Here is a 26,663-nt window from a genome sequence, read left to right as displayed (position 1 = left end):
GGGGTAGCAAAAGAGGCAAAGGCAAGATGGCTTGAACAAAGTGAAAGCCAGCGTCTTTAGGCGCTGGCCAGTAGTAGAGGCTTATAGCCTCAGTGCAAACCACCCGTTGGACGGGTGGTCATGGTTTTATCAGTTTTCCTCTTTGTCCGGATGGATCCAGTGAGGAGGAAGATAGACATGGACACTCTCGATACGGTTTTTATCCAGCTTTTCCACTACCAGGCGGACGCCGTCCGCAGTCGTGACCTCGTCACCGGCAGCAGGAAGGCGGTCGAGATGCTCGATGATAAAGCCGCCAAGAGAATCGTAGTCATCAGATTCCAGATTCAGCCCAAGCTCATCGTTCAGGTCATCCAGGTTGGTAGAGCCCTCTACAATATACTCATGAGTTCCCAGTTCTTTTACGTCCTCTTCTTCATCCTCGTCATACTCGTCATGAATCTCCCCTACAATTTCCTCGAGGATATCTTCCAGTGTGATGAGGCCGGCCGTCTCGCCGTATTCGTCGAGAACGATCGCGATGTTGAATTTGGCCTCCCGCATTTCGACAAGGAGCTCGGAGATATTTTTATATTCATAAGTAAAGTATGCGTCCCGCAAAATATCACGGACATGAAATTCTTTTGTGTTGTCATATAAAAGAAGATCTTTCATATTAATAGTACCAACCACGTTGTCCGTTGTATTTTCGTAGATCGGAAGCCGTGTGAATTTATCCTCGCGGAAGATCTCGATCAGTTCATCGTAGGTGCTGTTGATATCGGCAAATGTCACATGGACTCTCGGGACCATGACATCTTTTGCCTTGGCGTCTCCAAGATCAAATACATTGTAGATCATTTCTTTTTCTTCGGATTCGATGACGCCGTCTTCGTGGCTGACATCTACGATGGTACGAAGTTCAGTCTCCGTCATGGTACGGCTCTGAGCATTCGCATCGATGTGAAGAAGAAAAAGTACTGCTTTGGAAAGCAGATTGATCAGGGCAACGAGCGGTGACATGATTCTGGTAAAAAACTTGACAATCGGCGCGTAAATCAAAGAGATCTTTTCAGGATACAGTGTCGCGGTCGTTTTTGGCGTAATCTCTCCGAAAAGCAGGATCAGGATGGTGATCGCTGCATTGGCGACGACAATTGCGGAGCCGCCGAATTGATAAGCAATACTCGTAGTAAGGGATGAGGCGGAAAGATTGACAACGTTGTTTCCGATCAGGATGGCAGTCAACATCTGAGGGGAATGCTCGGAAAGCCAGAGCACCATTTTTGCACGCTTGTTTCCCTCGTCTGCCAGAGAACGCATACGGATCTTGTTAGCCGTAGTAAGAGATGTCTCCGCGGAAGAAAAGAATGCGGAAAACGCCAGTAAACATATGAGAATTACAATTTGTATGACTGTACTCGAGTCCAAGAAAAGTTCACTCCTTTTGATAAATAATACTGATTTCTATACTATCGTATTTTTCCTGAATTTGCAAGAGTTCATTGAATTTGAACAGTCTTTGATGTATGATAAGACAATGAAATGGAAACAGACTATGATGGAAAGAACATTTTGGAGAATAGGCAGATGAATATGAACAGAGAATTTTATGAGAAACTGTGTGGATGTACGGCACCGGAACGGGTAAAAGAGCAGGAACCGATGGCAAGACATACGACTTTCAGGGTCGGCGGGCCGGCAGACTACTTTGTTTCACCATCAGACAGCGAAGAAATCAAAAAGCTGACAGAGCTTTGTAAAAAAGAGGGAGTCCAGTATTATATCGTTGGAAACGGAAGTAATCTTCTGGTGAGCGATGACGGATACCGGGGTGTCATTATCGCGATCGGCAGGGAAATGTCGGGAATTGAAGTCCGGGGAGAGCAAATCCGGGCACAGGCAGGTGCCCTGATGAGCCAGATTGCGGCAGCGGCACTGGAGAATGAACTTGCCGGATTTGAGTTTGCATCCGGAATTCCCGGAACGATCGGAGGAGCTGCGGTCATGAACGCGGGAGCCTACGGCGGGGAGATGAAAGATGTTATTGTACAGGTGACGGCTCTTGACCGGGACGGAAATACGATTGTCCTTTCACAGGATGAACTGGAATTCGGATACCGGACAAGCGCCGTGATGAAGCGTGGCTGCATTGTGCTGGAGGCATGCATCCGTCTGGAAAAAGGAAGCAGGGAGGAGATCCTTATGAAAATGGAGGATTTCAAGCAGAGAAGGATCACCAAGCAGCCTCTGGAGTACCCGAGCGCAGGGAGCACATTTAAGCGACCGGAAGGATATTTTGCCGGGAAACTGATTCAGGATGCGGGTCTTCGGGGATTTACGGTCGGAGGAGCGCAGGTATCGGAAAAGCACAGCGGTTTCGTGATCAACAAAGGCGGGGCTACAGCTGAGGATGTGAACCGTTTGATGCAGGAAGTATCGGACCGGGTATACCGGGCATTCGGTGTCAGGCTGGAGCCGGAAGTAAGAAGGATTGGAGAATTCAGGGACAGACGGGACGAAAGATAAGAGACACAAGAAAGAAAAGGCGGTATGAAATATGCGGATTGTAATTGTGACGGGCATTTCGGGAGCGGGCAAATCAACAGCGCTTAAGATGCTGGAAGATGTAGGATATTTCTGCGTGGATAATCTGCCGGTCCCGCTTCTGCCGAAATTTATGGAGATGCTGATCCTCCCGGGATCAGAATACACGAAGGTGGCGCTTGGAATTGATATCCGAAGCAGTCAGAAATTTGTACAGCTTCAGGAGACTTTGGAAAAGCTGAGAGAAAAGGGCGTAAAATTCGAAATCCTGTTTCTTGACGCTTCGGATCAGGCATTGATCAAACGGTATAAGGAGACGAGACGGAGCCATCCGCTTGCCGGCGAGGGCAGGGTGGATAAAGGCATTGACGAAGAGAGAAGGCGGCTTGTGTTTCTGAAACAGCAGGCGGACTATATCATTGATACAAGCCAGATGCTTACAAGAGAGCTTCGCGCCGAAATCCATAAGATTTTTGTGGAGAACAAAAACTATAAAAATCTGTATGTGACGATACTCTCCTTTGGTTTCAAATATGGAATTCCCGGGGATGCGGATCTGGTGTTTGATGTACGGTTTCTTCCGAATCCGTACTATATTACGGAGCTGCGCCCGATGAGCGGAAATGATGCTCCGGTCAGGGACTATGTAATGAACAGCGAAACTGCAAGGATTTTTCTCGATAAACTGACGGACATGGTACAGTTTCTGATTCCGAACTATGTGGCGGAGGGAAAAAACCAGCTTGTCATTGCGATCGGGTGTACCGGAGGCAAACACAGGTCTGTCACGCTTGCCAACGCATTGTACTATGCCCTGGAACAGGAAGAAGGATACGGGCTGAAGATCGAGCACAGGGACATTGAAAAGGATGCCCGGGTGAAAGGAATATAAAGATGTCATTTTCAGGAAAGGTAAAGGAGGAGCTGGCAGGACAGATAAGCAGCGCAAGACACTGCCAGATTGCAGAATGCGCGGCAATTCTGTGTTTTTCGGCCGGAGCATCTCTGGAAGAAGGGGAGCAGACATACTTAAGGCTCAGCACGGAAAATATTGCAGTTGCAAGAAAGTACTTTACATTATTGGAAAAAGCGTTTAATATAAAGGCTGAAATTTCTATCCGTAGAAATCAGGACAAAAAAAGTATTTTATATTTGATAACAGTAGGAGGCCGGAAACATACCGACAGAATTCAGCAGGCGGCAAAGCTTGTCAGGGATCCAGAAAAACAGGCGGGATTTTCCGGAGTGAGCAGTCTCGTTTTCCAGAACGGGTGCTGCAAAAGGGCATTCCTTCGAGGAGCCTTTCTGACAGCGGGATCCATGAGTGACCCGCACAAATCTTATCATTTTGAAATTGTATGTGCGTCCGGGGAAAAGGCAACTCTTCTTCAGAAGATGATGCATGGCTTTGAGATGGACGCAAAAGTGGTGAAACGGAAGAAGTCGTTTGTCGTGTATTTAAAAGAAGGCACTCAGATCTCACTTGCACTGAATGTGATGGATGCGCCGGTTGCCCTTATGGAATTTGAGAACATCCGGATTCTGAAAGAGATGCGGAACTCGGTAAACCGTAAGGTGAACTGTGAAACCGCCAATATTCAGAAGACCGTGTCCGCTGCAGTCAAGCAGATGGAAGATATCGAATATATCAGAGATCATATGGGATTTGAAAAGCTTTCCGATGGATTGAGGGATATGGCCATGGCCCGTCTGCAGTATCCGGAAGCGACATTGAAAGAGCTTGGAGAGCTGATGCCGGAACCGGTTGGCAAGTCCGGAGTCAACCACAGGCTGCGCCGTCTAGGCGAAATTGCTGAGAAGTTAAGAAAAGCAAATGGAGTTCAAGGAGGTACAAAATGATTAAGAAACCATTGAAGATCAAATGTGACGACGGATTGGATGCAAGACCGATCGCTTTGCTTGTACAGGAGGCAAGTCAGTATGAAAGCCGTGTGTTCATTGAGATCGGCAGCAAGAAGATCAACGCGAAAAGCATTATGGGCATGATGAGCCTGAAATTAAGCGGGGGCGAAGATCTGACGGTGGTTGCAGAAGGCGTCGACGAAGAAGCAGCAGCAAATGGCATTGAGAAATTCCTGGAACATGCAAGATAGTTCCGTGACATACATAGAAACAGGAGAGAATGAGAAGGGTGTTGCCGGTCAAGAAGGTTAACATCCTTTTCCTGTCGTTTCAGCAAACAGGCAAGAGGTTTTAGTAAAGGTGGCAGCAGGAGATGAAAAAGATTTTATTTATTTATAATCCCAATGCAGGAAAAGGGCTTTTGAAGCCGAAATTATCTGACATCGTGGATCTGTTCGTAAAAAGCGGATGTGAAGTTGTGATTTATCCGACACAGAGTTATCACGATGCATACAAAAAAGTCATGAAATTCAAAGAGGATTATGATATCGTCGTGTGCAGCGGCGGGGACGGAACACTGGATGAAGTTGTTACCGGAATGATGAAGCGGGGAAGCAGGATACCGGTCGGATACATTCCAACAGGTACGACCAACGATTTTGCGAACAGTCTTCATATTCCAAAAGATCTTTTGAGCGCGGCTGACGCAGCGGTCAACGGCAAGCCGTTTCATTGTGATATCGGCCAGTTCAACGATGATTATTTCGTGTATGTGGCGGCCTTCGGTCTGTTTACCGACGTCTCCTATCAGACGAAGCAGGAAATGAAGAACATGCTCGGACATCTGGCATACTTGCTGGAAGGTGCGAAACGGCTGTTTGATATTCCGTCCTATCATGTCAAGGTGACATACGATGAGACAGAGATCGAGGATGATTTTCTATTCTGTTCCGTGACAAATTCCAGATCCATGGGAGGGTTCCGCAATATGTTCGGCGACGAAGTGGAGTTTGACGACGGAGAATTTGAAGCAACCCTTATCAGATCACCGAAAAATCTTCTAGAGCTTCAGAGCATTGTCGCCGCTTTGATGAGCAAGGAGAAAAACTCCACCTATATTTATAATATCAAAGCAAAAACAATAACTTTTGAGTCCCTTGAAGAGATTCCATGGACGCTGGACGGAGAATTCGGAGGGGAATTTGACAGGGTACGGATCAAAAACAGACAGCAGGAACTGTGTATTATGGTTCCGGAAGAAAAGGCCGAGGAGCTGATTCATCATCCGTACGAAGAATTGTCTGAAAATAATGATGAAAATAACGAAAAAAAAGACTTGTATATTTCGGAAAAATAGTATACAATAAGCAAGTGAGGTAACACAGACGTGTTCTTCACTGGCACATGGCCCCCTGGTCAAGCGGTTAAGACGCCACCCTCTCACGGTGGAATCAGGGGTTCGATTCCCCTGGGGGTCATATCTTAGAGAAGTGGAGGAAAAATTATGTTAGTATCAGCAGCAGAAATGTTAAAAAAAGCAAAAGCAGGACATTATGCAGTAGGTCAGTTCAATATTAACAACCTGGAATGGACAAAAGCGATTCTGACAGCGGCAGAGGAGACAAAATCCCCGGTTATCCTGGGTGTGTCCGAAGGTGCCGGAAAATACATGACAGGCTTTAAAACAGTAGTCGGAATGGTTAACGGCATGCTGGAAGAGATGAAAATCACAGTTCCGGTTGCACTTCACTTAGACCACGGTACATACGAAGGATGCCAGAAATGCATCGAAGCAGGTTTTTCTTCCATTATGTTTGACGGTTCTCACTACCCGATCGAGGAGAACGTAGCCAAGACAAAAGAACTTGCAGCCATCTGCAAGGAAAAAGGAATGTCTTTGGAAGCAGAGGTTGGTTCCATCGGCGGCGAAGAGGACGGTGTTGTCGGAGCCGGCGAATGTGCAGATCCGCAGGAATGCAAGATGATCGCTGATCTCGGCGTTGACATGCTTGCAGCCGGAATCGGAAACATTCACGGAGTATATCCGGAAAACTGGCAGGGACTGAGCTTTGAAACTCTTGATGCAATCCAGGAACTTACAGGCGATATGCCGCTGGTACTTCACGGAGGTACAGGTATTCCGGATGACATGATCAAAAAGGCAATCAGCCTTGGAGTGGCAAAGATCAATGTAAATACAGAATGCCAGCTTGTATTTGCAGAAGCTACACGCAAATACATCGAAGAAGGTAAAGACAAAGAAAAGAAAGGCTTTGACCCTCGTAAATTATTAAAACCGGGTGCAGAAGCTATCGTTGAAAAAGTAAAAGAAAAAATGGAATTATTCGGCTCTGTTGGAAAAGCTGAATAATCGAAACAAGAGAATAAAAGGCATTCCACTTGTATGGAGTGCCTTTTTCTGTATAAAGAATATGGAGGAGAAAGCATGGAGGACAACAAAAAGGTGATCAATGTAGCAGAGATTTTCGGGGAAAATGTATTTAACGATACCGTAATGCAGGAGCGTCTGCCGAAGAAGATTTACAAAGAGCTGAGACGGACGATCGAAGAGGGAAAAGAACTGGATATTGCTACAGCGGATGTGATTGCCCATGAGATGAAAGAATGGGCAATAGAAAAAGGAGCCACACATTATACGCACTGGTTTCAGCCTCTTACCGGGGTCACGGCGGAAAAGCACGATTCCTTTATTTCTGCACCGATGGCGAATGGAAAGGTGCTGATGAGCTTTTCGGGAAAAGAACTGATCAAAGGGGAACCGGATGCATCTTCTTTCCCGTCAGGAGGACTTCGGGCTACATTTGAAGCCCGCGGATATACTGCATGGGATCCTACGTCTCCTGCGTTTGTGAAGAAAGACGAAAATGGATGTATTCTCTATGTTCCGACTGCTTTCTGCTCTTATACCGGAGAAGCGCTGGATCAGAAGACACCGCTTCTCAGATCGATGGAAGCAATTAATAAACAGGCACTGCGCTTTCTGCGCCTGTTCGGAAATACGACGTCAAAGCGCGTAAAGCCGTCGGTCGGCATTGAGCAGGAATATTTCCTTGTAGACCGGCAAAAATATCTGAAAAGAAAAGATCTTGTATTTACAGGCCGTACACTTTTTGGAGCAATGCCTCCGAAAGGACAGGAGCTGGATGACCATTATTTCGGAAGCATCCGCGCCAGGATCGCGGCATTTATGAAAGAAGTCAATGAGGAGCTCTGGAGACTGGGCGTGACTGCAAAGACACAGCACAATGAAGTTGCTCCGGCCCAGCACGAGCTGGCTCCGATTTATGTAGAGTGCAACGTGGCGGTTGACCACAACCAGCTGATTATGGAGACGTTGAAAAAGGTAGCGGAACGGCAGGGACTTCACTGCCTGCTTCACGAGAAGCCGTTCGCAGGAGTGAATGGATCAGGAAAGCATGACAACTGGTCTCTGATAACCGATGACGGGAAAAATCTTCTGGATCCGGGAAAAACACCTCATGAGAATATTCAGTTCCTTCTGATGCTTCTCTGTGTGCTCAGAGCGGTAGACAGACATGCGGACCTTTTAAGAGAGTCTGCGGCAGATCCGGGAAATGACCACAGACTTGGATCCAGCGAGGCGCCGCCGGCAATCATCTCCGTCTTCCTTGGAGAACAGCTGGAGGATGTGCTGGAACAGCTTGTTATTTCTGGAAATGCGACACACAGTATTAAAGGCGGAAAGCTCCAGACAGGCGTTAAAGCGCTTCCGGGTCTGAATAAGGACGCGACAGACAGGAACAGAACTTCACCGTTTGCCTTTACAGGTAACAAGTTTGAATTTCGTATGCTCGGCTCCAGAGATTCTGCGGCTGCGCCGAATATCGTATTAAATACGATTGTGGCAGAGGCTCTCTGCGATGCCTGCGACATTCTGGAACAGTCGGAGGACTTTGAACAGGCTGTACATGATCTGATCAAGGAATATGCGACGGAGCATCAGAAGATTGTGTTCAACGGCAACGGTTATTCAGAAGAATGGGTAAAAGAGGCGGAAAGAAGAGGGCTTCCGAATCTTCCGTCCATGGTGGACGCGATTCCGGCGCTTGTAGCAGATAAAAACGTGGAAATGTTTGAAAAATTCCATGTATTTACAAGAGCGGAACTGGATTCCCGTGCGGAAATCAAATATGAAGCCTATGCAAAAGCGGTGAATATTGAAGCCCGTACGATGATTGATATTGCAAGCAAACACATTATTCCAGCGGTAATCCGCGGAACAAAGACGTTGGCTGAGACTGTCAACGCAGTGGTACAGGCAGGTGTAGACGCTGAGGTGCAAAGAGATCTTCTGGTTGAAACAAGCAGCCTCTTAAAAGAGGCAAAAGCAGCACTCACCACACTGGAGCAGGTGACACAGGAGGCATCCACCAAAGAAGAAGGGAAGGTACAGGCAGAATACTTCCACGAACAGGTAGTTCCGGCCATGGAAGCACTCAGAATTCCGGTTGACAGACTGGAAATGATTGTGGATAAGGAAATCTGGCCGATGCCGTCTTACGGGGATTTGATTTTTGAGGTATAAGAGATGAATCGAAGCGAATTTTTGAATAAACTGCGCGAAGCTCTCGAAAACGATCTGAATGCGCAGGCGGTTCAGGAGAATATCGAATACTATGATTCTTATATAAGAAGCGAGATAAAAAACGGCAGAACGGAGCAGGAGATACTGGATATGCTCGGCGATCCTTGGGTGATTGCCCGCACGATCATTAATTCCGCTGAAAATGAACGGGACTACTACGGCGGCACCTCCGGTGCCTACGGTTCCGGGCAGAGTATGTATACAGAAGAAGAGGAAGAAAAGGAGATCCGTCATCCGATTCTTCACCTGATGGGGATTGACACATGGTGGAAGCGACTCTTGTTTTTTGCCGGCGTCATCATTGTCTTTCTGATTATCGTATCGATTGTGACCGGCTTGATTGCTGCTGTGCTGCCATTTGCACTGCCGCTTTTGATTCTTATTCTCGTTCTCCGCATCATGGGAGGGCGATAACAAAAGAAAAGGAGGTACTGTCTGTGCGGCAGTACCTCCTTATTTCAGAAACTTAAAATAAAAGACCGATGGGGGAGCCACCGGTCTTTTGAGGGGAGTATAAATAATTAATAAGGGGTGTAGAAAGCCTGCTTTCTACAAAAGTTAGTATAATATAAGATAAAGAAAAAAGCAAGCAAAATGTTAAAAAATACTAAAGAATCGGAAGAAAATCTTATTTTTCCTGTCCACTTTTTGGAAAAACGCAAGTGTATAAACTAGTTTAAACCGAGCATACTAAAAGCGTACCATAATTCAATAAGGAGGACATGGAAATGGCAAAAAACTACAAAAACACAAATAATATGAACAAAAACAACAGCGAGAACAATTCTTACAGCTCTTCTTACGGAAATATGCACACTCAGAACAGCAAACAGACAGACCGTACGAAAAACGCTGCAAAAAACAAAAACACAAATAAGACAACAGACTGTCATACCAAGGACTACAGCGATTACAACAACAGCAACTATTAGGAATATGGTCTCAGGAAACAGAATTTCCCCGCTTTCATCACTAAGAAAGCGGGGAGGTTTTTTTGTGGGGAGTCCGGAACGGCAGCATCTGGTAAAAAAAAGACTTTATTGACAAGCGGGCGGACAGCACGTAAGATATAGTAAGAAGAAAATCGGAAATGGAGAAGCAATATGCAGATAGAATACGTTGTACCGTGCCACTTCGGCCTGGAGGCGGTACTCAAAAGAGAGATCCGGGATCTCGGTTATGAGATTTCACAGGTGGAGGACGGAAGGGTGTCCTTTTACGGGGATGAGCTGGCATTGTGCCGGGCAAATCTGTTCCTGCGTTCCGCAGAGCGGGTCCTTCTGAAGGCGGGCGAATTTTCGGCGGGTACATTTGAAGAGCTCTTTCAGGGGACGAAGCAGATCCCGTGGGAGCAGTACATACCGGAGAACGGAAAATTCTGGGTCGCAAAGGCAGCATCGGTCAAAAGCCGGCTGTTCAGTCCGTCTGATATCCAATCTATCATGAAGAAAGCTATGGTGGAGCGGATGAAGGAACATTATCATAAGAACTGGTTCCCGGAAGATGGAAGTGAATATCCGGTGCGTGTCTTTATCAAGAAAGATGTTGTGACAGTGGGGATTGATACGACGGGAGAATCTCTGCACAAGAGGGGATATCGTCCGCAGAGCGGAAAGGCTCCGATTTCAGAGACACTGGCGGCGGCATTGATTCTGCTTACTCCCTGGAAGAGGGACCGGATTCTGGTAGATCCGTTCTGCGGAAGCGGGACTTTCGTGATTGAGGCAGCCATGATGGCGGCAGACATTGCGCCGGGAATGAACCGGGAGTTTACTGCGGAGAACTGGGGCAATCTGATCCCGAAAAAGCATTGGTATGAGGCGTCTACGGAGGCGCAGGACAGGATCAGACAGGATGTGACCGCAGACATCCAGGGATATGACATTGATGCGGAAGTCATCCGTACCGCCCGGAAAAACGCGGTAAACGCAGGGGTAGACCATCTGATCCACTTCCAGCAGAGGGCGGTCAGGGATTTGAGACATCCAAAGCCGTACGGATTCATTATTACCAATCCGCCTTATGGAGAACGTCTGGAGGAAAAGGAGACACTCCCGCAGATCTATCAGGATTTTGGAAAGAGCTTCCGCGGGCTGAAAGACTGGTCGGCCTATATGATCACAAGCTATGAGGACACAGAGCGGTGGTTTGGAAGAAAGGCGGATAAGAACCGCAAGATTTACAATGGAATGATCAAGACCTATTTTTACCAGTTTATGGGGCCGAAGCCGCCAAGAAGGAAAAAAGAGGAGCAGGGTGTATAAAAACAGGAGAAAGAAGGAAGAGTAAGATGAGCAGAATTGTATTTGCCACAGGCAATGCCGATAAGATGGTGGAGATCAGGGAGATTTTAAAAGACCTTGGCATGGAGATACTTTCCATGAAAGAGGCAGGGGTGAACCCGGAAATCGTTGAGGATGGATCTACATTTGAGGAGAACGCGCTGATTAAGGCGAGAGCAGTTCATGCGCTTCTGCCGGACGATATTGTGATGGCGGACGATTCAGGGCTTGAAATCGACTATCTGAACAAGGAGCCGGGCATCTATTCTGCCAGATACATGGGGGAAGATACTTCCTATGATATCAAGAATGGTGAACTCCTAAGACGTATGGAGGGTGTGCCGGATGAAAAGAGGAGCGCACGGTTTGTATGTGCGATTGCAGCAGTCTTTCCGGATGGAGAGGAGAAGACAACACTTGGTATAATCGAGGGCAGAGTCGGCTATGAAATCAAAGGTGAACACGGATTCGGCTATGATCCGATCTTTTACCTGCCTGAGTACGGATGCACTACGGCAGAGCTTCCGCCGGAAAAGAAAAATGAAATCAGCCACAGGGGAAGAGGGCTCCGGCAGATGAAGAAGATGATAGAGGAGAGATAGTGGATGAAAAAAAAGAAAATCCTGGTAGTAAGTGATACTCATAAAATACATACGAATTTCGAGAAGGTTCTGGAACAGGAGAAACCGGTAGACTTTCTCTTTCATGCAGGTGATGTTGAAGGAAGAGAGTGGGAAATTCAGTATGGAAGCGGATGCCCGGCCTACGTGGTAGCCGGAAACAATGACTTCTTTGGTGAGCTTCCGCCGGAAGTGGAAATACAGATGGAGACGCACAAAATTTTTATGACACATGGACATCATTATTTTGTATCCATGACTCTGGATCATCTCAGAAGAGAGGCAAGAGCAAGAGGAGCGGACATTGTTATTTTCGGCCATACACACAAGCCTTGTCTGAAGTTTGAAAAAGACATGATTATCATGAATCCGGGCAGCCTTACCTACCCTCGGCAGGAGAACCGGCTGCCGAGTTATATTGTTCTGGAGATGGCAGAAGACGGCACTGTGACGGGTGAAATCAGATATGTAGAAAAAAATGAAAAAAGTTGTTGACAAATATCAGGAGTTCATATATAATAACTTTTGTCGTCAGGAAAAAACAGATGAGACGAAAAAACGGGGTGTGGCTCAGCTTGGCTAGAGCGCCTGGTTTGGGACCAGGAGGCCGCAGGTTCGAATCCTGTCACCCCGATTCCTGGTAGAGACAGGAATCAATATTGCGATCTGCGGGTGTAGTTCAATGGTAGAACACCAGCCTTCCAAGCTGGATACGTGGGTTCGATTCCCATCACCCGCTTTCTTAAAGCAGGATATGCTTTAAGAACTATACAATGTGTCTGTAGCTCAGCTGGATAGAGCAACGGCCTTCTAAGCCGTAGGTCCTGGGTTCGAATCCCCGCAGGCACGTTTCATGGTGGATATAGCGCAGTTGGTTAGCGCGCCAGATTGTGGCTCTGGAGGCCCAGGGTTCGAATCCCTGTATCCACCCTAGTCCCAATATGGGCTGTTGGGCTATCGCCAAGCGGTAAGGCACAGGACTTTGACTCCTGCACTCGTTGGTTCGAATCCAACTAGCCCAGGTTTGAATTATATTATACGGGCGTGTAGCTCAGTCGGTAGAGCACTTGACTTTTAATCAAGTTGTCCGGGGTTCGAATCCCCGCACGCTCACTTTAGACAAGCAGTACTGCTTGTCTATTCTTTTATCTGAGGCCTTGCAAAATAAGGCCGGATTAATGTACGCGGATGTGGCGGAACTGGCAGACGCGCCAGACTTAGGATCTGGTGTCCATGACGTGCAGGTTCGATTCCTGTCATCCGCAGTCGCAAAAGCCCGAAATAGCGGGCTTTTTTATTTTGTGTTCTATAGTATTTCATATATTTTTTCCCTTTGTTTAATTTAGTCATTTTCCAATTATTAGTGTGGTTCTTTTCTGCCAGATTAGAATTCGTATGAGATGTGTCATAGAAGTTTTTTACTGTGTTTTCTGTTTTTCAGCTATTTCATTGCAGCTTTATGACAGGGTGATTAAAAACTAGTAAAGTATAGTAAAGATATAATCAAGTTTCAGCATCAATTGCTATTCAGAGGAAAGAATTTCTACATTTATTTCTTATGTATCATTTGAATAATAGCATCTTGTATAATTACATTAACGGTTAACCGGAAAATAAGCAGGAGGTAAGAGGAATATGGAAAACAGAGAATTTGTGACACAATGGGTAATTGATGCGGTAAAGAATGAATATCCGGAAGATATAGCACTGGTTGTTTCTCATACGACACTAAGAATAGATGATCAGGTAAAGGCAGTCAGCTATTTTGTCCCGATTACAGAAAGAGGATATCGTTTTGGGCGTACCTTTATTCTGGAAGGGGTAGGGTTTGATATCTGGGGAATTGACTGGGCGAGATTGGAAAAATTTGCTGAGTTGGAAGAATATAATATAACTTGTCTTGCAGATGGAGAAATTCTGTATGCCAGAACAGAAGAAGATGCTGAACGTTTTAGACAATTAAAAAGACGTCAGGCAGAAAATCTTTCAAATCCGGAGAAAATGAGGCAGTGTGCTTTGAGTTCTTATGAAAAAGCAAAGAATATTTTTGCGGAAATGATGTTTGCTGCGATAAGCGATGCGAAAATGTGCGCAGGTTATGTATTGGATTATCTGGCTCAGGCGATAGCTTTTTCTAATCATCAATATTTTAGAAAATCTCAGACCGATCAGATCGAAGAACTTACCGATATGAAAAAAGTCCCAAAGAGATTTCTTGAGTTATATCGTAATGTAATTGATGAGTCTGATGTGGAAGTTCAAAGAAAGTTGTGCCATGAGGCAGTGTGCGTTGTACGGGAGTTTCTGGAAAAGGAAAGTACTGTCGATAAAGATAGTTTAAATTACAATACGGACTTTCAGATGCTGGCTGACTGGTATGCGGAATTATCCTATACATGGCTGCGTATTCGATATTATTCCAGAAGGAATGATCCGGTTAAGACCTATATGTGGGGAATTTTGCTTCAGCAAGAGTTGAACATTGTATGTGATGATTTTGGAATAAAGAGAATGGGGCTTATGGAACATTATAATGTGAATCGATTAAATGAATTTGCTGACTATGCAGATCATCTGGAAGAGAAAATGCGAACTATTATTACAGAAGGGGGAGGAAAAATACACGAGTATAAGAGCATGGAGGAATTTCTTCATGAGATATAGAAATGCTCGGGATATTATTCCGGATCATTTACTTGAAGAACTGCAAAAATATGTGTCGGGAGAAACAGTGTATATTCCCCGTTCGCAGGAAAAGAAAAGATGGGGAGCGGTATCAGGGGCCCGTACCTATTATCAGGAACGGAATGAAAGAATCCGGGATAAATTTCATAATGGAGATAGTATAGATTCGCTTGCGGATGAATTTAAATTATCTACCGATTCCATCAGAAAAATCGTATACAAAAGATGTGATGATCATTCCGGGGTATAAAGGGGAAAAGAGACATTAAATCAGTGGATTATAAAACAGACGTAGGAGATACAGTAGTATGGCCACGTCTGTTTTTTTACATTGATTTTACGTTGGATTTACGCAAGAGAAGCACAGTTTTACATGAATTTAATGTAGATTTGACACGGATTACAGGGGCAATATGTTATTCTTTTTTTGTTGTAAAGTTTATATACTCAAACAGAAACTATAAATTGATTTTTCAGGAAAAGGGGTATATGATGAAAAGAGAAAAGCGCAGTAGAAAACAGATAAAAAACGATATGGTGGTTCGTTATTATTGCATGGAGACAAAAGTGGATGGGAATGCGAAGAAGGTATTTCACAGCGTTCCATACAGGAACTGCCGATAAGGAAAAGTGTACTGCAGAAAAGGAATGAAGGAGCGTATAGAATATATGGGAAGCGAATATATGAATCGAGAGCTTTCGTGGCTGAAATTTAATGAAAGGGTACTGGAAGAGGCGGAGGATAAGTCCGTACCGCTCTGTGAGCGTTTCACTTTCGTATCGATTTATCAGACGAATCTGGACGAGTTTTTTATGGTCCGGGTTGGTTCCCTGTACGACCAGACGCTGCTGCCTCAGGATATCAGGGACAATAAGACACAGATGTCTTCACAGGAGCAGATTGACGCGATACTTGAAGAGGTCAGAAAGCTGAATAAAAGGAAAGAAAAGGTATATCAGAAGCTGATTGAAAAAGTTGCAAAGGAAGGCGTTCGTCTGTACCGCATGGATCAGATTGAAGATGAGAAGAAGATGGAAAGATTCTTCCAGTCGGAGATTCTTCCGCTGATTTCCCCGACCGTGGTCGGCAGGAGACAGCCGTTCCCGTTTTTGAAAAATAATGAAATTTATGCGGTTGTTTCTCTGACGACAAAGAGCAGCAAGAAGGTCCGTCTTGGAATTGTACCGTGTGCAAGCAATATTTTCCAGAGGATGATTGAGATTCCGGGAGAAAAGGGATCTTATGTTCTTGGTGAAGATCTGATTCTTCACTTTGTATCCAAGGTATTTCCGGGATACAAGATTCAGGGTAAAGCGCTGATCCGTGTGACGAGAAATGCCGATATTGATGCGGATGCACTTTATGATGAGGATCTGGACTACCGGGAATTTATGGCGGATCTGATGAAGCAGAGAAGAAAGCTTGCTCCGATCCGGCTTGAGATGTCCGGAGATCTGGATATCGGAAGCATGCTGATGCTGGATAATTATCTGGGACTGGAGGAGAAGTATGTGTTCCATTCCGAAGTCCCGCTGGATTTCTCTTTTGTATTCCAGATTCAGGATATGCTGAGAAAAAATGAAAGTCTGTTTTACGAAAAACGTACTCCGCAGAAGTCGCTGATGTTTCAGGATGGAAGAAGCATTATTGAGCAGATTAAAGAGGGAGATAAGCTCCTTTCTTATCCATATGAGTCAATCAGGCCGTTTTTGCGTCTCCTGACCGAGGCTGCGGAGGATGAGAACGTGGTTTCCATCAAGATGACACTGTACCGTCTTGCAAAGCAGAGTAAGGTGATTGAGGCGCTCATTGAGGCTGCGGAGAATGGAAAGGAAGTCGTCGTGCTTGTGGAACTCCGCGCCCGCTTTGATGAGGAAAATAATATCGAGTGGTCCCGCCGTCTGGAGAATGCCGGATGCCAGGTTATTTACGGCCTGGACGGCTATAAGGTACATTCCAAGCTTTGCCTGATCACAAGAAAGACAGATAAGCAGTTTGAGTGCATTACACAGATCGGAACCGGAAACTATAATGAAAAGACGTCCAGACTGTATACAGACCTTTCCCTGATGACGGCAAATACCGATATCGGTATTGAGGCGGCAAAGGTATTCCGCGCCCTTGCAAAAGGGGAAGTGGTGGAAGACATGCAGCATCTGCTTGTGGCGCCGCACTGTCTGCAGAACCGGGTACTGGATATGATGGACGAGGAGATCGAACACGCAAAGAAGGGGGAACCGGCATACATCGGCATCAAGATGAACTCCCTGACAGACAAGAAGATCATCGACAAGCTGATTGAGGCTTCCTGCGCGGGCGTGAAGATCGAGATGATTATCCGTGGAATCTGCTGTCTGGTGGCAGGTGTGAAAGGAAAGACCGAGAACATTCGTATTATCAGCATTGTAGGACGTTTCCTGGAACATTCCCGGATTTATATGTTCGGTACGAAGGAACGGAGAAAATATTACATAGCATCTGCGGACTTTATGACAAGAAATACAGTCAAACGTGTGGAAGTCGCATCTCCGGTTTATGATCCGGCCATTCAGGAAAAGCTGGAATACATTTTTGACACGATGAATCGTGACAATCAGAAAGCGCGTGAGATGCATGAGGACGGTATGTACTATAGAGTGCATAATGACGAAGAGCCTTTGAATTCTCAGGAACGTCTGTACGAAGATGCATACAATAGATAGCGGTTTATGGAAGCTGTACGGACAGAGTCCGGAAAAGCCGGTGAAGCGTTTCTTTCTTCTTGACATGGACGGAAAAATTATGGATAATTTTATCGAAATGACAGGATGAGAAAGGAAGGGAGAGGCGTGATGCTGACAGAAGAGCTTCTGAAGGATGCCCTGCAATATGGGAAAGCATTTACCAAACTGGGCATGACAGCGCAGTATATTCCGCAGCTGCGGGATGTGAATAAATATTATCTTGGGGTCTGCACAATGGATCTGGACGGCAATGTGCTGGAAGCGGGAGATACGAGAATTCCGTTTACGATCCAGAGTATTTCCAAGCTGGTATCGCTGATTCTTGCGATCCGGGACTGTGGAGCGGATCATCTTTTCCATGAGAAGGTTGGTGTGGAGCCGACCGGAGACCCGTTCAATTCCATTGTAAAGCTGGAGACAAAGACCCGCCCGTTTAATCCGTTTATTAATGCGGGAGCCATTACTGTGGCAAGCTGTATCAAGGGAAAGGATGCAGATGAGAAATTTGAGCGTTTTCTGGAGTTTACGAGGAAACTCTGCAACAACGAGGAAATCAGCCTGAATCAGGCCGTTTACGAGTCTGAGAGAGAGACTGGAGACCGGAACCGGGCTCTGGCTTATTATCTGAAAGCATCCGGGATTCTGGAAGGTGATGTGGAAGAGTGTCTGGACTTTTATTTCCGGATGTGCTCGGTCAATGTGACCGCTCACGATATTGCGTACATGAGTCTGGTGCTTGCCAATCATGGTGTGGATCCGCTGGATCAGGAAGAGCTGATCGAGCCGCAGTATGCGAAGGCGATCCGCGCGCTGATGCTGACATGCGGGATGTATGACGGCTCCGGCGAGTTTGCCATGACAGTCGGATTTCCGGCAAAGAGTGGTGTCGGTGGAGGAATTGCAGTTCCTCTTGTAGACCGGATGGGAATCGGCGTATTCGGCCCTGCCCTGGATGAAAAGGGAAACAGTGCCGGGGGCATTAAGATCCTGGAATACTTGTCCAACAAGATGGGGATCTCGCTGTTTTAGACAATCGAAGAAGTGAAAGAAAGAATGAGAGCGTGATGTGTGAAAAGCATGACGCTCTTTTTGTGTAAAACGCACAAAGATTCGCAAAACATGTAATAAGTAATAGAAAAAAATGAAAATATGATATAATTAAAACAATAGAAAGACTATTTTCTCTTGAAGGGAGGGAAAAGTATGAGGAGCAAAAGGAAATGGAGACTGATCTGGGCTCTCACGTTAATGATGGCAGTTCTTCTGGCTGGATGTCAGTCTGAGGAGAAGACGACGAAAGAGAAAGAGCCGGATCCAAAGAAGACCGAAGTAAAGGAAGAGGAAGTCAGCGCGGAAGCGAAAGCAGTGATTGAGGCCATGATGACAGGCCCAAATGCAGATCTTCTGTTCACGCCGTCCGCAGTGGGAGAAGGAGTAGACACTACACAGGCGCAGGAGAATACGGGAGAAACAGCAGGAGAGAATGCCTCTGTCATGGAAAACTGGGAAGACAAGATCGGGGACTATTTTACGGAAAACGGCATGCAGGATTTTCTCACTTCAGGCCCGGCTATGAAATTCCTTCTGATGGCAGAGGAAGAGGGAACCAAGCTCCAGGTAAAGGAGATAACGCTGGAAGACAGAAGTGAATATACAGAGACTGTCCATGTCCAGTATATGCAGGGCGGCAGAGAGGAAGAAGCGGGATTTACATTTACCCGCGATTCAGACGGGAAAATCACTCAGGTGACGGAAGATGAAAAGTTGGCGGCAACGCAGATGCGGATTTATGAACCAAGAGAAATCAGCCGGGAAGACTTTCTTTCTGCCTATGCAAAGCAGGAGAGTATTCCTGTGGAAGAAGCACCGGCCGAGGTAGAAAACCAGCGTAAGTTTTTACTGGCATACTACGGAATAAAGGCAGAAGACTGTAATATTGTATATGAAGAACGGACGAAAGATAAGAATGTCGGAGATGACCTGATTCTGACAGCTACGATTTACACAGAAATGCTGGTGGATAAAGAGAGCGGCGAGTATGTATCGTATGGTATGCCGGCATCCACAGAAACACAGCTTCGAGGTGATGTTGAAATATTAGGAGGAGAAGATAATTTGACATCATCGGCATGGATGATACAAAATGGGGCAGTTGAAGTTAATGTCAATGATACTGTATATTTCCAGACAGATGGAACAAGAGAATTTACGAAGAAGGATATAGAAAAGACAGCAGAGAACAGTTATCGGTACACCATTAACGATACAATTGTATTCACCTATCCTTTATAATTAAGAAATAAAAAAACGGGGATGCATGAAGCATCCCCGAAATTTTTGTAATTAGATGGTATCACCACGTTTGATATAACCAGGGTTCTCAGGTGTTCCAATCAGATTGGAAACGTGGCGGATACTGGAATTTTTGTCTACGACATAATTTTCTACCGTAATATCCTTACCGATGGATGCGCCAGGAAGGATCACGCTGTTTCTTACAACGGCGCCTTTCTTCACTACGCAGCCACGTCCGATTACGGAATTCTCAACGGTTCCTTCGATCAGACAGCCGTTGGAGACAACGGAATTCTTTACAGAAGCTGTCTCGAAGTACTGTGTCGGGCAGGAATCGTTTGTTCTTGTATAAATCGGCCAGTTCTTTTCAAAGAGATTCTGTGCCGCTTTGAAATCGATCAGATTGATATTTGCATTGTAGTAACTCTTGAAGTCTGTAATAGAAGCAAAAAATCCATGATGGGAAACTCCGCGTACATCCAGTTCGCCGCACTCAAAATTAACGATCTGAGACAAGGTGTAAATGGAGGAGAGCTTTTTCGCTTTTGCAATCAGTTCAAGGAAAAGCTCTTTCTTCATAACATAGGTATCCATGAAGATGTTGCGGTTTTTTGCGTTTCCGTTGTTCGGCTCGATAGAGAGCACACCTTTTTGTTTGTTCAGAGTCAGAATATCGCATTTTAAAAACTCGTCTTTTGCGGTATCTACTGTGTGATAGAGCAATGTAATATCGGCTCCGGAATCAATGTGATTCTGAAGCAGAGTGTCGAAATTCTGGGAATAAACCATGTAGCTTGGCGCAAGGATCACATATGGATACGGAGTGTTTTCGATACATTCCAGATTTTCACGATATGCTGCGATATCTGTGTTGTAAACATCATTTTCACCGTTGTATTCAGAGAACAGTGTGAGAAGTTTTCCTCTCTTGGAGTTCAGGTTGTAGTGACGGCCTGTTCCAAGATGTTCTACCAGTGAACGAGGTTTTCTTCTGATATATACATGAATGTGGTCAATTCCGCTGTTTGTCATGTTTGAAATCGGAAAATCAATGACGCGGTATCTTCCAAGGAAGGAGAATGCTCCGATCGGACGGTATACAGTCATTCCGTCAACCCCGATATGATTTCCGGCAAAATTTACAATTCCAAATGCTCTGCTCATATTATTCAGCCCCCTTTACGTTTTTCGCCACTAATTCGATGTGTTCGCTGTCAGCACTTCCGACAACAGCATCTTTTCCGATTTTAACACCGTCTGCTACAAGAGAGCGGACAACAGTCGCACCTTCTGCGACTTCTGCATCCGGCATGAGAACACTGTCGATCACTTTGGCACCGGCACCGATACGTGCACCTGTAAACAGAACAGAGTTTTTAACTGTTCCGTCGATTATACAACCCTGTGTAATGAATGCACGCTGAATATCTGCATCAGGACCTACATAATGAGGGAGAGTGGTTGCGTCTTCGGTATAGATCTTCCAGGAAGAATCGTTCAGATCAAGTTCATTGTGAGCGTCAAGAAGATCCATATTTGCTTCCCAAAGAGAATCGATAGTTCCGACATCTTTCCAGTAGCCCTTGAATTTATAAGCGTACAGACGCTTCTCGTCAGCAAGAAGCTGAGGAATAATATCCTTTCCGAAATCGTGGTTGGAATCCGGATCTTTCGCATCGGCGATCAGCATTTTGCGTAGAAGCTTCCAGTTAAAGATATAGATTCCCATGGAAGCAAGCGTGCTCTTCGGATGCTCCGGTTTCTCTTCAAATTCGTAGATACGTCCGGTCTCGTCTGTATTCATGATACCGAAACGGCTGGCTTCTTTTAATGGAACTTCGATTACGGCGATGGTCGCGTCGGCATTGCATTCTTTGTGGTAAGCCAGCATCTTTGCATAGTTCATCTTGTAGATGTGGTCTCCGGAAAGGATCAGGAGATACTCCGGAGAAAAAGAGTCGATAAAATCGATGTTCTGTGAAATCGCATCAGCGGTTCCCCTGTAAACATCCAGGTTCGCATCAGCTTTTTCACGAGGCGGCAGTACATAAACACCGCTGTTTTTTGCATCAAGTCCCCAGCGACGACCTGCTGCAACGTAGCTGTTCAGAAGAATGGATTCGTACTGAGTTAAAACTCCTACAGTATCAATGCCGCTGTTTGCACAGTTGCTTAAAGGGAAATCGATGATACGGTATTTTCCACCGTATGAAACGGCAGGTTTTGCTACTTTTGTGGTAAGCTCATGCAGACGGGTACCTCTCCCACCAGCTAAAATCATTGCTAACATACTGTTTTGCTTCATTGTGAGTCCTCCCTTTTCTTTTGCTCTGCAACTATTATACAATTTTATTGGAATTCTTTCCATAATTTTGTGCAAATAAATGGAAAAAATATAAAAGAGTTATGAAAAAATACTGTCCAAAAGGCTGTCCACTCCGATTATTTGTGCAGGTTTCCTTGTGGAAGGAAAATAGAGGAGATATAATGACTATGAATGGGACTTCGAGAGTTTTACTGGAAAGCAGAAAATGAGGAGGCAGAAAACCGTGAGAAAAAGAAAATTATGGGCAAGGAGAGCGGGGGCTCTTCTGACGGCGGCAGCAATTACCGCATCGTTGTGCGTTCCAAATGTTCTGGCAGAAGAACCGCAGCAGACTGCACAGGAACAGACCACACAGAGCACAGAGACGCAGACGGCGGAAGTGCAGAGCACGGAGACACAGCCGGAAGCTGAGACAGGCACAGAGACAAAACCGGAAGCAGACCCGGGTGCGGAGATAAAACCGGAGGCCGAGCCAGGCACTAAGGCACAGCCGGAAGAAATGCAGAACACGGAGACGCAGACGGACAGTGAAAAAGCACAGCAGACAAAGGAAAGTGCGGAAGTACAGAAAGAAGAAGCTGAGGCAGAGCCGGAGACTGCGGAAAAAGAAACAGAAGCGGATGCGGCAAAAGCGGCAGCAGATGCTGATGAGACAACAGAGACGACAGAGGAAGCAAAAGACGGACAGTACGACACGACAAAACCGGTGATTGAGAAAGTTGAGTTTCCGCAGCAGGGACAGACACTGACGACGAAAGATACGTTGAAGTTTTATGTATATGCGTATGATGCGGACAGCGGAATCCGACAGGTGGAAGCAGATGTGGTTCTGAAGACTGAGTCGGGAAGCGACTGGTATAGCATGGAGTTTACATACGATGAGACAAATAAACGGTATGTAGGAGAATATTCTCTGGAAAATGTTAATACAGACAGCGGATATATTACAGATATTCGTGTAATTGACAATTCCGACAATTATGTGACATGGGCATCGACAGAAGAGGGAACTGCCAATGAGAAGTATACATTTTCTTTCCAAAAAGATGATGTGAACTATACAGTGAAAAATTTTGTTCTGGATCAGCAGGGCAAGACTTTAAAAAGTGAGGATACGGTATCTGTATCCTTTGAGACAGATCCGGCTATTACAGAAGATCCGGGTAACGTAAATGTGATTTTTAAAAACGAAAATGGATATTCTACGATCAATATTTGGATGCAGTTGAATCCGGAGACTGGAAAGTATGAAGGAAACACGCAGATTTATAATCCGAGTGGCGGAAAATGGGTCCTGGATCAGGTTGGATTTTCCCGTTCAGGAGATATGGCGGAATTCAAGGTAGATCATCCTGAAAACTACTGGTTCAATACAGAAGAATCCGAAGAAGTTGTCAACGATAAAGAACAGCCGGTTATTACTTCGATCGAAGTAGATAAGAATGGCGAAGTTGTAAGAGCTGGCGATAAGGTAACAATCAAGATCAAGGCAACGGATAATGTAGGTCTGGATGAATATAACTGCTATGCTTATATGAGTGCAGATCAGGATATTGTGAATGACAGTACTTATGTTGACCTTCAGTATAATGAGGAAGCTGATGCATGGATTGGTGAATTTGTAATAGATGAGAACACATATCCTTGCGAGTGGTATCTCAGTACTGTAACGATGAGAGATCAGGCTGGAAATTCAGCTGATGTTACAAAGTACAGACCAGATTTCTATTCTGCGGATCCATATTATGTTCAGGTAATGAATCAGAATACGTTTGTAAATCAAACGTATGACGGGCGCATCTCTTTTATGGCTATAGGTGAGGATGGATATTGGAAAAACGTAAGTGAGGTCGAAAAGGATAATCTGGAAAAACGTGCTACTTTTAAGGAAGCAGGAATTGAAATTCCAGAAGCAAATAATACTTTCAATGGGGCTAAGCAGGTAACATGGGTAGATCGCTATGGGAATCCAGTAGATGAAAATACATTGGTAACAGAAGAAATTTCTTATATGACTGTCTATGCAAAGTATAATAAGACACCGGTTTACTTTTGGAAAGAATATATTGGACAGGATGGAACAGAGAAATCTTCCGAGCGTGAACTTGTGATGTTCCAGCAGGATTTGACATATGGTGAATTAAACGAATATATAGCAGGAATGCCAGGACCGCAGGATATTTATCAGGGGCTCACGTTCCAGAAATGGAATTCTTCTTTAAACAGTGAGGATGACAATGAAATAATTGAGCAGACAACCTCTGTAACTTTGAAAGCTGTTTACGACAAAAATGTATGTATGGTATCCTATGGTTATCTGAATGACAAGGAAAAGTGGGAAACAGCGACCCAGATTTTAACTTGTGAGCAGGGAGATACCTATGGTGATCTGTATAAAGCCGCTCAAAATTACAGTCCGTCCAATCTATCGGATCAGTTAAAGATGGAAAAATTTAGTCTCTCAGAGTGGTATTTAGAAAATTATCCTGAGGATCAGCAAATTTCAGTATCACCGGGTGAAATTCTGCATATCACAATGTACGCAGATTATGGAGAAAAAGCAGTTGTTCCAATCTTGGTTCAATATGTAGATGAAAAGGGGTTATACGTAAGAATAGAGGAGGACGCTGTTGTCGATAAGGGAACCAGTTATCAAGATGTTTTTAAGGAATATATACCGGAAAAACCAGAGTCTTATGAAGGTTTAAAATTTAAGGAATGGAATGTATATATTCCGGAAGGAACAGTACAGGGAAGTGATAAGGAAATAACCGGTTACGCTGATTACAGCAATTATCTGGTTCGGTTCCTCATTGACGATATTTTTGAAGGAGAAGAATATATTGACTGGAATTATGATGATGAAAGTCAAGATTATGATTATGTATACTGTATCGTAGCAGAGCCGGGAGAGACAATTACACTTCCGACAAAGTTTGAAGGATATGACAGCGTGACATGGATTGATCAGTATGCATGGCCGGAAGATAATAAGTTGACGGTAAACTTTGATATTACATATCGCGGATATGGAGAAAAGACAGCAACAGATCCATCCGACCCGGAAAAACCGGTAGATCCGGAAGAGCCGACTGATCCGGAAAAACCAGTAGATCCGGAAGAGCCATCTAATCCGGAAGAGCCTTCCAAACCGGAGGAACCGTCGAATCCGGGTACAGAAATTCCGGCAGATACCGTGGACTCTGTTGTGCAGGAAATTGAAGGAACTTCCGCTAGTTCAACAGTACAGGTAGATATGAAAGACGCAACTGTTCTTTCCAAGGAAATTCTGGAAGCCGCAAAGGGTAAAGATGTGAATATTCAGCTCAACATGGGATCCTATACATGGACAATCAACGGAAAAGACATTAAAGCTTCTGATCTGAAAGACATTGACATGAAGGTAACCATGAATACTGATGCAATTCCAAGCAGTGTCGTAAAGAAACTTGCAGGGGACAATCCGACCATGCAGCTTTCACTGGCGCATGAGGGAGACTTCGGATTCCAGGCAAAACTGACACTCAATGTAGGAAGCCAGTATGCAGGAAAATTCGGAAATCTTTACTATTATGACAGTGATGGAAAACTGGTATACATCAACAGTGGAAAAGTAGCAGAAAGCGGAAATGTATCTCTGACATTCAGTCATGCATCCGACTATGTGGTTGTGCTTGCTGATCAGCAGTACATCAGCAATGGTGACGGACAGACCGGAGCATCCAATACCTCCGGAAATGAAGGAACCACTCAGAGACAGTCAGGAGCAGACGTTGTCAAAACAGGAGACAGCGCTCCGACTGTAACACTTCTGATTGTGATGGGAGCAGCTGTTGTAGTCATTGCAGGCGCGGTGATCGTGAAAAAAAGAGGATCTGCAAAATAATATAAGGTAAATTGAAAAAACCGCCGCAAGGAGAAGGAAGCCCCCAATCCTGCGGCGGTCTTTTACGGTCTGAAATAACAAATCGAGCAGGACAACGCATAAAATAAAAGAAAAACCGATAAAGTGTCATATAGCCATGTGAACCGGGAGGAAGAAAAATGGAATTACACTTGCTTGAGCTTTTGTCGGAATACGGATATTTCGGAATGTTCCTGCTGATTATGATCGAAAACCTTTTTCCACCGATTCCGTCCGAAGCAGTGCTGTCGTTTGGCGGATTTCTGACGGAACATACAGAACTGAATCTACAGGGGATGCTCATCGCAGCGACGGCAGGATCACTGGCAGGGGCGGTGATTCTGTACTGGGCAGGGAGGATCATATCACTGGACCGGCTGGATCATGTTCTGTCAAACAGATTGATCAGGAAAGCAGGCTTCAAAGAAGGAGACATCAAAAAGACACTGAAATGGTTTGACAGGCACGAAAACAAAGCGGTCCTCCTTGGAAGATGCGTACCTGTCATACGAAGCCTCATCTCCATACCGGCAGGCATGACCAGAATGCCCTTTGCTCAATTTCTGTGCTACACAGCCATCGGAAGCGGAATCTGGAATCTGCTTCTTCTCGGTCTCGGGAAAAAGGCCGGAAGCTCCTGGTACAAAATCACACAGATCTTTGATCAATATCAGGCAGCTATCATCACACTGATTGCGGCTGCAGCCATCTACTTTATTGCATCCAAATTAAGCACAACAAAGAAAAAAGACTGATTTTTTTCATTGGGGACAGGTTCCGGTGCATCGGAACACGTCCCCAATGTTACGTT

Annotated in this window: 23 protein-coding genes and 8 tRNA genes; 28 read left to right on the top strand and 3 right to left on the bottom strand. The window is 45.2% G+C overall.

Features of this window, described 5'->3' with window-relative positions:
• Nucleotides 1-129: 129 nt before the first annotated feature.
• Nucleotides 130-1,410 carry an HlyC/CorC family transporter gene (locus tag Selli1_RS12585; RefSeq protein WP_087167128.1) on the bottom strand — a complete coding sequence of 427 codons (1,281 nt, stop codon included), beginning with the start codon at nt 1,408-1,410 and terminating at the stop codon, nt 130-132.
• A 165-nt stretch (nt 1,411-1,575) separates the two neighbouring features.
• On the opposite strand from Selli1_RS12585, the gene murB reads away from it, so the two are divergent.
• The 26 genes from murB (at nt 1,576) to Selli1_RS12455 (ending at nt 19,619) form a co-directional block, all read left to right on the top strand.
• A complete protein-coding gene (murB, locus tag Selli1_RS12580; RefSeq protein WP_191436482.1) occupies nt 1,576-2,508 on the top strand; it encodes a UDP-N-acetylmuramate dehydrogenase in 933 nt (310 codons plus the stop codon).
• A 31-nt stretch (nt 2,509-2,539) separates the two neighbouring features.
• Complete coding sequence (rapZ, locus tag Selli1_RS12575) at nt 2,540-3,418, top strand: RNase adapter RapZ (RefSeq protein ID WP_087167130.1); 879 nt, start codon at nt 2,540-2,542, stop codon at nt 3,416-3,418.
• A 2-nt stretch (nt 3,419-3,420) separates the two neighbouring features.
• A complete protein-coding gene (whiA, locus tag Selli1_RS12570) occupies nt 3,421-4,386 on the top strand; it encodes a DNA-binding protein WhiA (RefSeq protein WP_087255310.1) in 966 nt (321 codons plus the stop codon).
• Nucleotides 4,383-4,640 carry an HPr family phosphocarrier protein gene (locus Selli1_RS12565; RefSeq protein ID WP_087167132.1) on the top strand — a complete coding sequence of 86 codons (258 nt, stop codon included), beginning with the start codon at nt 4,383-4,385 and terminating at the stop codon, nt 4,638-4,640. The genes whiA and Selli1_RS12565 overlap by 4 nt, the downstream gene beginning before the upstream one ends.
• Nucleotides 4,641-4,762: 122 nt before the next feature.
• Nucleotides 4,763-5,746 carry a diacylglycerol/lipid kinase family protein gene (locus Selli1_RS12560; protein ID WP_281873151.1) on the top strand — a complete coding sequence of 328 codons (984 nt, stop codon included), beginning with the start codon at nt 4,763-4,765 and terminating at the stop codon, nt 5,744-5,746.
• Nucleotides 5,747-5,795: 49 nt separating this feature from the next.
• Nucleotides 5,796-5,867, top strand: a tRNA-Glu gene (locus tag Selli1_RS12555).
• A gap of 26 nt (nt 5,868-5,893) precedes the next feature.
• Nucleotides 5,894-6,760 carry a class II fructose-1,6-bisphosphate aldolase gene (gene fba / locus Selli1_RS12550; RefSeq protein WP_281873150.1) on the top strand — a complete coding sequence of 289 codons (867 nt, stop codon included), beginning with the start codon at nt 5,894-5,896 and terminating at the stop codon, nt 6,758-6,760.
• 75 nt (nt 6,761-6,835) lie between these two features.
• Complete coding sequence (locus tag Selli1_RS12545; RefSeq protein ID WP_281873149.1) at nt 6,836-8,956, top strand: glutamine synthetase III family protein; 2,121 nt, start codon at nt 6,836-6,838, stop codon at nt 8,954-8,956.
• Between the two features lie 3 nt (nt 8,957-8,959).
• Nucleotides 8,960-9,430: a DUF1700 domain-containing protein gene (locus Selli1_RS12540; RefSeq protein ID WP_087255316.1), complete on the top strand. Its 471-nt coding sequence runs from the start codon at nt 8,960-8,962 to the stop codon at nt 9,428-9,430.
• 314 nt (nt 9,431-9,744) lie between these two features.
• A complete protein-coding gene (locus tag Selli1_RS12535; protein WP_087255319.1) occupies nt 9,745-9,948 on the top strand; it encodes a hypothetical protein in 204 nt (67 codons plus the stop codon).
• Between the two features lie 171 nt (nt 9,949-10,119).
• Complete coding sequence (locus tag Selli1_RS12530; protein WP_281873147.1) at nt 10,120-11,280, top strand: THUMP domain-containing class I SAM-dependent RNA methyltransferase; 1,161 nt, start codon at nt 10,120-10,122, stop codon at nt 11,278-11,280.
• Nucleotides 11,281-11,306: 26 nt separating this feature from the next.
• Entirely contained in the window at nt 11,307-11,900 is a 594-nt protein-coding gene (gene rdgB, locus Selli1_RS12525; RefSeq protein ID WP_087255322.1) for an RdgB/HAM1 family non-canonical purine NTP pyrophosphatase, read from the top strand.
• Between the two features lie 3 nt (nt 11,901-11,903).
• Nucleotides 11,904-12,413, top strand: a complete 510-nt coding sequence (locus Selli1_RS12520) for a metallophosphoesterase family protein (protein WP_087167139.1) — start codon at nt 11,904-11,906, stop codon at nt 12,411-12,413.
• Between the two features lie 64 nt (nt 12,414-12,477).
• A tRNA-Pro gene (locus Selli1_RS12515) sits at nt 12,478-12,552 on the top strand.
• 34 nt (nt 12,553-12,586) lie between these two features.
• Nucleotides 12,587-12,657 (top strand) — tRNA-Gly (locus Selli1_RS12510).
• 36 nt (nt 12,658-12,693) lie between these two features.
• A tRNA-Arg gene (locus tag Selli1_RS12505) sits at nt 12,694-12,767 on the top strand.
• A gap of 7 nt (nt 12,768-12,774) precedes the next feature.
• Nucleotides 12,775-12,848, top strand: a tRNA-His gene (locus Selli1_RS12500).
• A 20-nt stretch (nt 12,849-12,868) separates the two neighbouring features.
• A tRNA-Gln gene (locus tag Selli1_RS12495) sits at nt 12,869-12,940 on the top strand.
• Between the two features lie 18 nt (nt 12,941-12,958).
• Nucleotides 12,959-13,031 (top strand) — tRNA-Lys (locus Selli1_RS12490).
• A 71-nt stretch (nt 13,032-13,102) separates the two neighbouring features.
• A tRNA-Leu gene (locus tag Selli1_RS12485) sits at nt 13,103-13,183 on the top strand.
• Nucleotides 13,184-13,553: 370 nt separating this feature from the next.
• Entirely contained in the window at nt 13,554-14,582 is a 1,029-nt protein-coding gene (locus Selli1_RS12480; RefSeq protein ID WP_138372579.1) for a hypothetical protein, read from the top strand.
• Nucleotides 14,572-14,853, top strand: coding sequence for a CD3324 family protein (locus Selli1_RS12475; RefSeq protein WP_087167141.1), 282 nt, complete (start codon nt 14,572-14,574; stop codon nt 14,851-14,853). The genes Selli1_RS12480 and Selli1_RS12475 overlap by 11 nt, the downstream gene beginning before the upstream one ends.
• 419 nt (nt 14,854-15,272) lie before the next feature.
• On the top strand, nt 15,273-17,306 hold the full coding sequence (gene ppk1, locus Selli1_RS12470; protein WP_138372578.1) for a polyphosphate kinase 1: 2,034 nt from the start codon (nt 15,273-15,275) through the stop codon (nt 17,304-17,306).
• A complete protein-coding gene (locus Selli1_RS12465) occupies nt 17,290-17,415 on the top strand; it encodes a hypothetical protein (RefSeq protein WP_281844446.1) in 126 nt (41 codons plus the stop codon). The genes ppk1 and Selli1_RS12465 overlap by 17 nt, the downstream gene beginning before the upstream one ends.
• Before the next feature lie 20 nt (nt 17,416-17,435).
• A complete protein-coding gene (gene glsA / locus Selli1_RS12460; protein ID WP_087167144.1) occupies nt 17,436-18,356 on the top strand; it encodes a glutaminase A in 921 nt (306 codons plus the stop codon).
• Between the two features lie 174 nt (nt 18,357-18,530).
• Nucleotides 18,531-19,619 carry a hypothetical protein gene (locus Selli1_RS12455; RefSeq protein ID WP_281873144.1) on the top strand — a complete coding sequence of 363 codons (1,089 nt, stop codon included), beginning with the start codon at nt 18,531-18,533 and terminating at the stop codon, nt 19,617-19,619.
• Nucleotides 19,620-19,670: 51 nt separating this feature from the next.
• On the opposite strand, the gene glgD is transcribed toward Selli1_RS12455, so the two are convergent.
• Both glgD and Selli1_RS12445 read right to left on the bottom strand, forming a co-directional pair.
• Nucleotides 19,671-20,786, bottom strand: coding sequence for a glucose-1-phosphate adenylyltransferase subunit GlgD (gene glgD, locus Selli1_RS12450; protein ID WP_281873142.1), 1,116 nt, complete (start codon nt 20,784-20,786; stop codon nt 19,671-19,673).
• 1 nt (nt 20,787) lies between these two features.
• On the bottom strand, nt 20,788-21,927 hold the full coding sequence (locus Selli1_RS12445) for a glucose-1-phosphate adenylyltransferase (RefSeq protein WP_087255339.1): 1,140 nt from the start codon (nt 21,925-21,927) through the stop codon (nt 20,788-20,790).
• Nucleotides 21,928-22,171: 244 nt separating this feature from the next.
• Here Selli1_RS12445 and Selli1_RS12440 point away from each other — a divergent pair, with 244 nt between their 5' ends.
• Together Selli1_RS12440 and Selli1_RS12435 are read left to right on the top strand one after the other, a co-directional pair.
• Complete coding sequence (locus Selli1_RS12440; RefSeq protein WP_281844448.1) at nt 22,172-25,834, top strand: hypothetical protein; 3,663 nt, start codon at nt 22,172-22,174, stop codon at nt 25,832-25,834.
• Nucleotides 25,835-25,992: 158 nt separating this feature from the next.
• The gene (locus tag Selli1_RS12435) at nt 25,993-26,607 is read left to right on the top strand and encodes a DedA family protein (RefSeq protein ID WP_118635507.1); all 615 of its coding nucleotides are present in this window, start codon (nt 25,993-25,995) and stop codon (nt 26,605-26,607) included.
• Nucleotides 26,608-26,663 lie beyond the last annotated feature (56 nt).

Source organism: Sellimonas catena (assembly GCF_027924685.1).
Lineage (GTDB): Bacteria > Bacillota > Clostridia > Lachnospirales > Lachnospiraceae > Sellimonas > Sellimonas catena.
This window is presented reverse-complemented; position numbering and strand designations above follow the sequence as displayed.

Excerpts from the sequence above, each read along its gene's own strand:
- rapZ (WP_087167130.1), top strand. The coding sequence starts at position 2,540 with ATGCGGATTGTAATTGTGACGGGCATTTCGGGAGCGGGCAAATCAACA.
- rdgB (WP_087255322.1), top strand. The coding sequence starts at position 11,307 with ATGAGCAGAATTGTATTTGCCACAGGCAATGCCGATAAGATGGTGGAG.
- Selli1_RS12445 (WP_087255339.1), bottom strand. The coding sequence starts at position 21,927 with ATGAAGCAAAACAGTATGTTAGCAATGATTTTAGCTGGTGGGAGAGGT.
- glgD (WP_281873142.1), bottom strand. The coding sequence starts at position 20,786 with ATGAGCAGAGCATTTGGAATTGTAAATTTTGCCGGAAATCATATCGGG.
- Selli1_RS12475 (WP_087167141.1), top strand. The coding sequence starts at position 14,572 with ATGAGATATAGAAATGCTCGGGATATTATTCCGGATCATTTACTTGAA.
- whiA (WP_087255310.1), top strand. The coding sequence starts at position 3,421 with ATGTCATTTTCAGGAAAGGTAAAGGAGGAGCTGGCAGGACAGATAAGC.
- Selli1_RS12565 (WP_087167132.1), top strand. The coding sequence starts at position 4,383 with ATGATTAAGAAACCATTGAAGATCAAATGTGACGACGGATTGGATGCA.
- glsA (WP_087167144.1), top strand. The coding sequence starts at position 17,436 with ATGCTGACAGAAGAGCTTCTGAAGGATGCCCTGCAATATGGGAAAGCA.
- Selli1_RS12545 (WP_281873149.1), top strand. The coding sequence starts at position 6,836 with ATGGAGGACAACAAAAAGGTGATCAATGTAGCAGAGATTTTCGGGGAA.
- Selli1_RS12455 (WP_281873144.1), top strand. The coding sequence starts at position 18,531 with ATGAGGAGCAAAAGGAAATGGAGACTGATCTGGGCTCTCACGTTAATG.
- Selli1_RS12480 (WP_138372579.1), top strand. The coding sequence starts at position 13,554 with ATGGAAAACAGAGAATTTGTGACACAATGGGTAATTGATGCGGTAAAG.
- Selli1_RS12520 (WP_087167139.1), top strand. The coding sequence starts at position 11,904 with ATGAAAAAAAAGAAAATCCTGGTAGTAAGTGATACTCATAAAATACAT.
- ppk1 (WP_138372578.1), top strand. The coding sequence starts at position 15,273 with ATGGGAAGCGAATATATGAATCGAGAGCTTTCGTGGCTGAAATTTAAT.
- Selli1_RS12560 (WP_281873151.1), top strand. The coding sequence starts at position 4,763 with ATGAAAAAGATTTTATTTATTTATAATCCCAATGCAGGAAAAGGGCTT.
- Selli1_RS12535 (WP_087255319.1), top strand. The coding sequence starts at position 9,745 with ATGGCAAAAAACTACAAAAACACAAATAATATGAACAAAAACAACAGC.
- fba (WP_281873150.1), top strand. The coding sequence starts at position 5,894 with ATGTTAGTATCAGCAGCAGAAATGTTAAAAAAAGCAAAAGCAGGACAT.
- Selli1_RS12530 (WP_281873147.1), top strand. The coding sequence starts at position 10,120 with ATGCAGATAGAATACGTTGTACCGTGCCACTTCGGCCTGGAGGCGGTA.
- Selli1_RS12465 (WP_281844446.1), top strand. The coding sequence starts at position 17,290 with ATGCATACAATAGATAGCGGTTTATGGAAGCTGTACGGACAGAGTCCG.
- Selli1_RS12435 (WP_118635507.1), top strand. The coding sequence starts at position 25,993 with ATGGAATTACACTTGCTTGAGCTTTTGTCGGAATACGGATATTTCGGA.
- murB (WP_191436482.1), top strand. The coding sequence starts at position 1,576 with ATGAACAGAGAATTTTATGAGAAACTGTGTGGATGTACGGCACCGGAA.
- Selli1_RS12540 (WP_087255316.1), top strand. The coding sequence starts at position 8,960 with ATGAATCGAAGCGAATTTTTGAATAAACTGCGCGAAGCTCTCGAAAAC.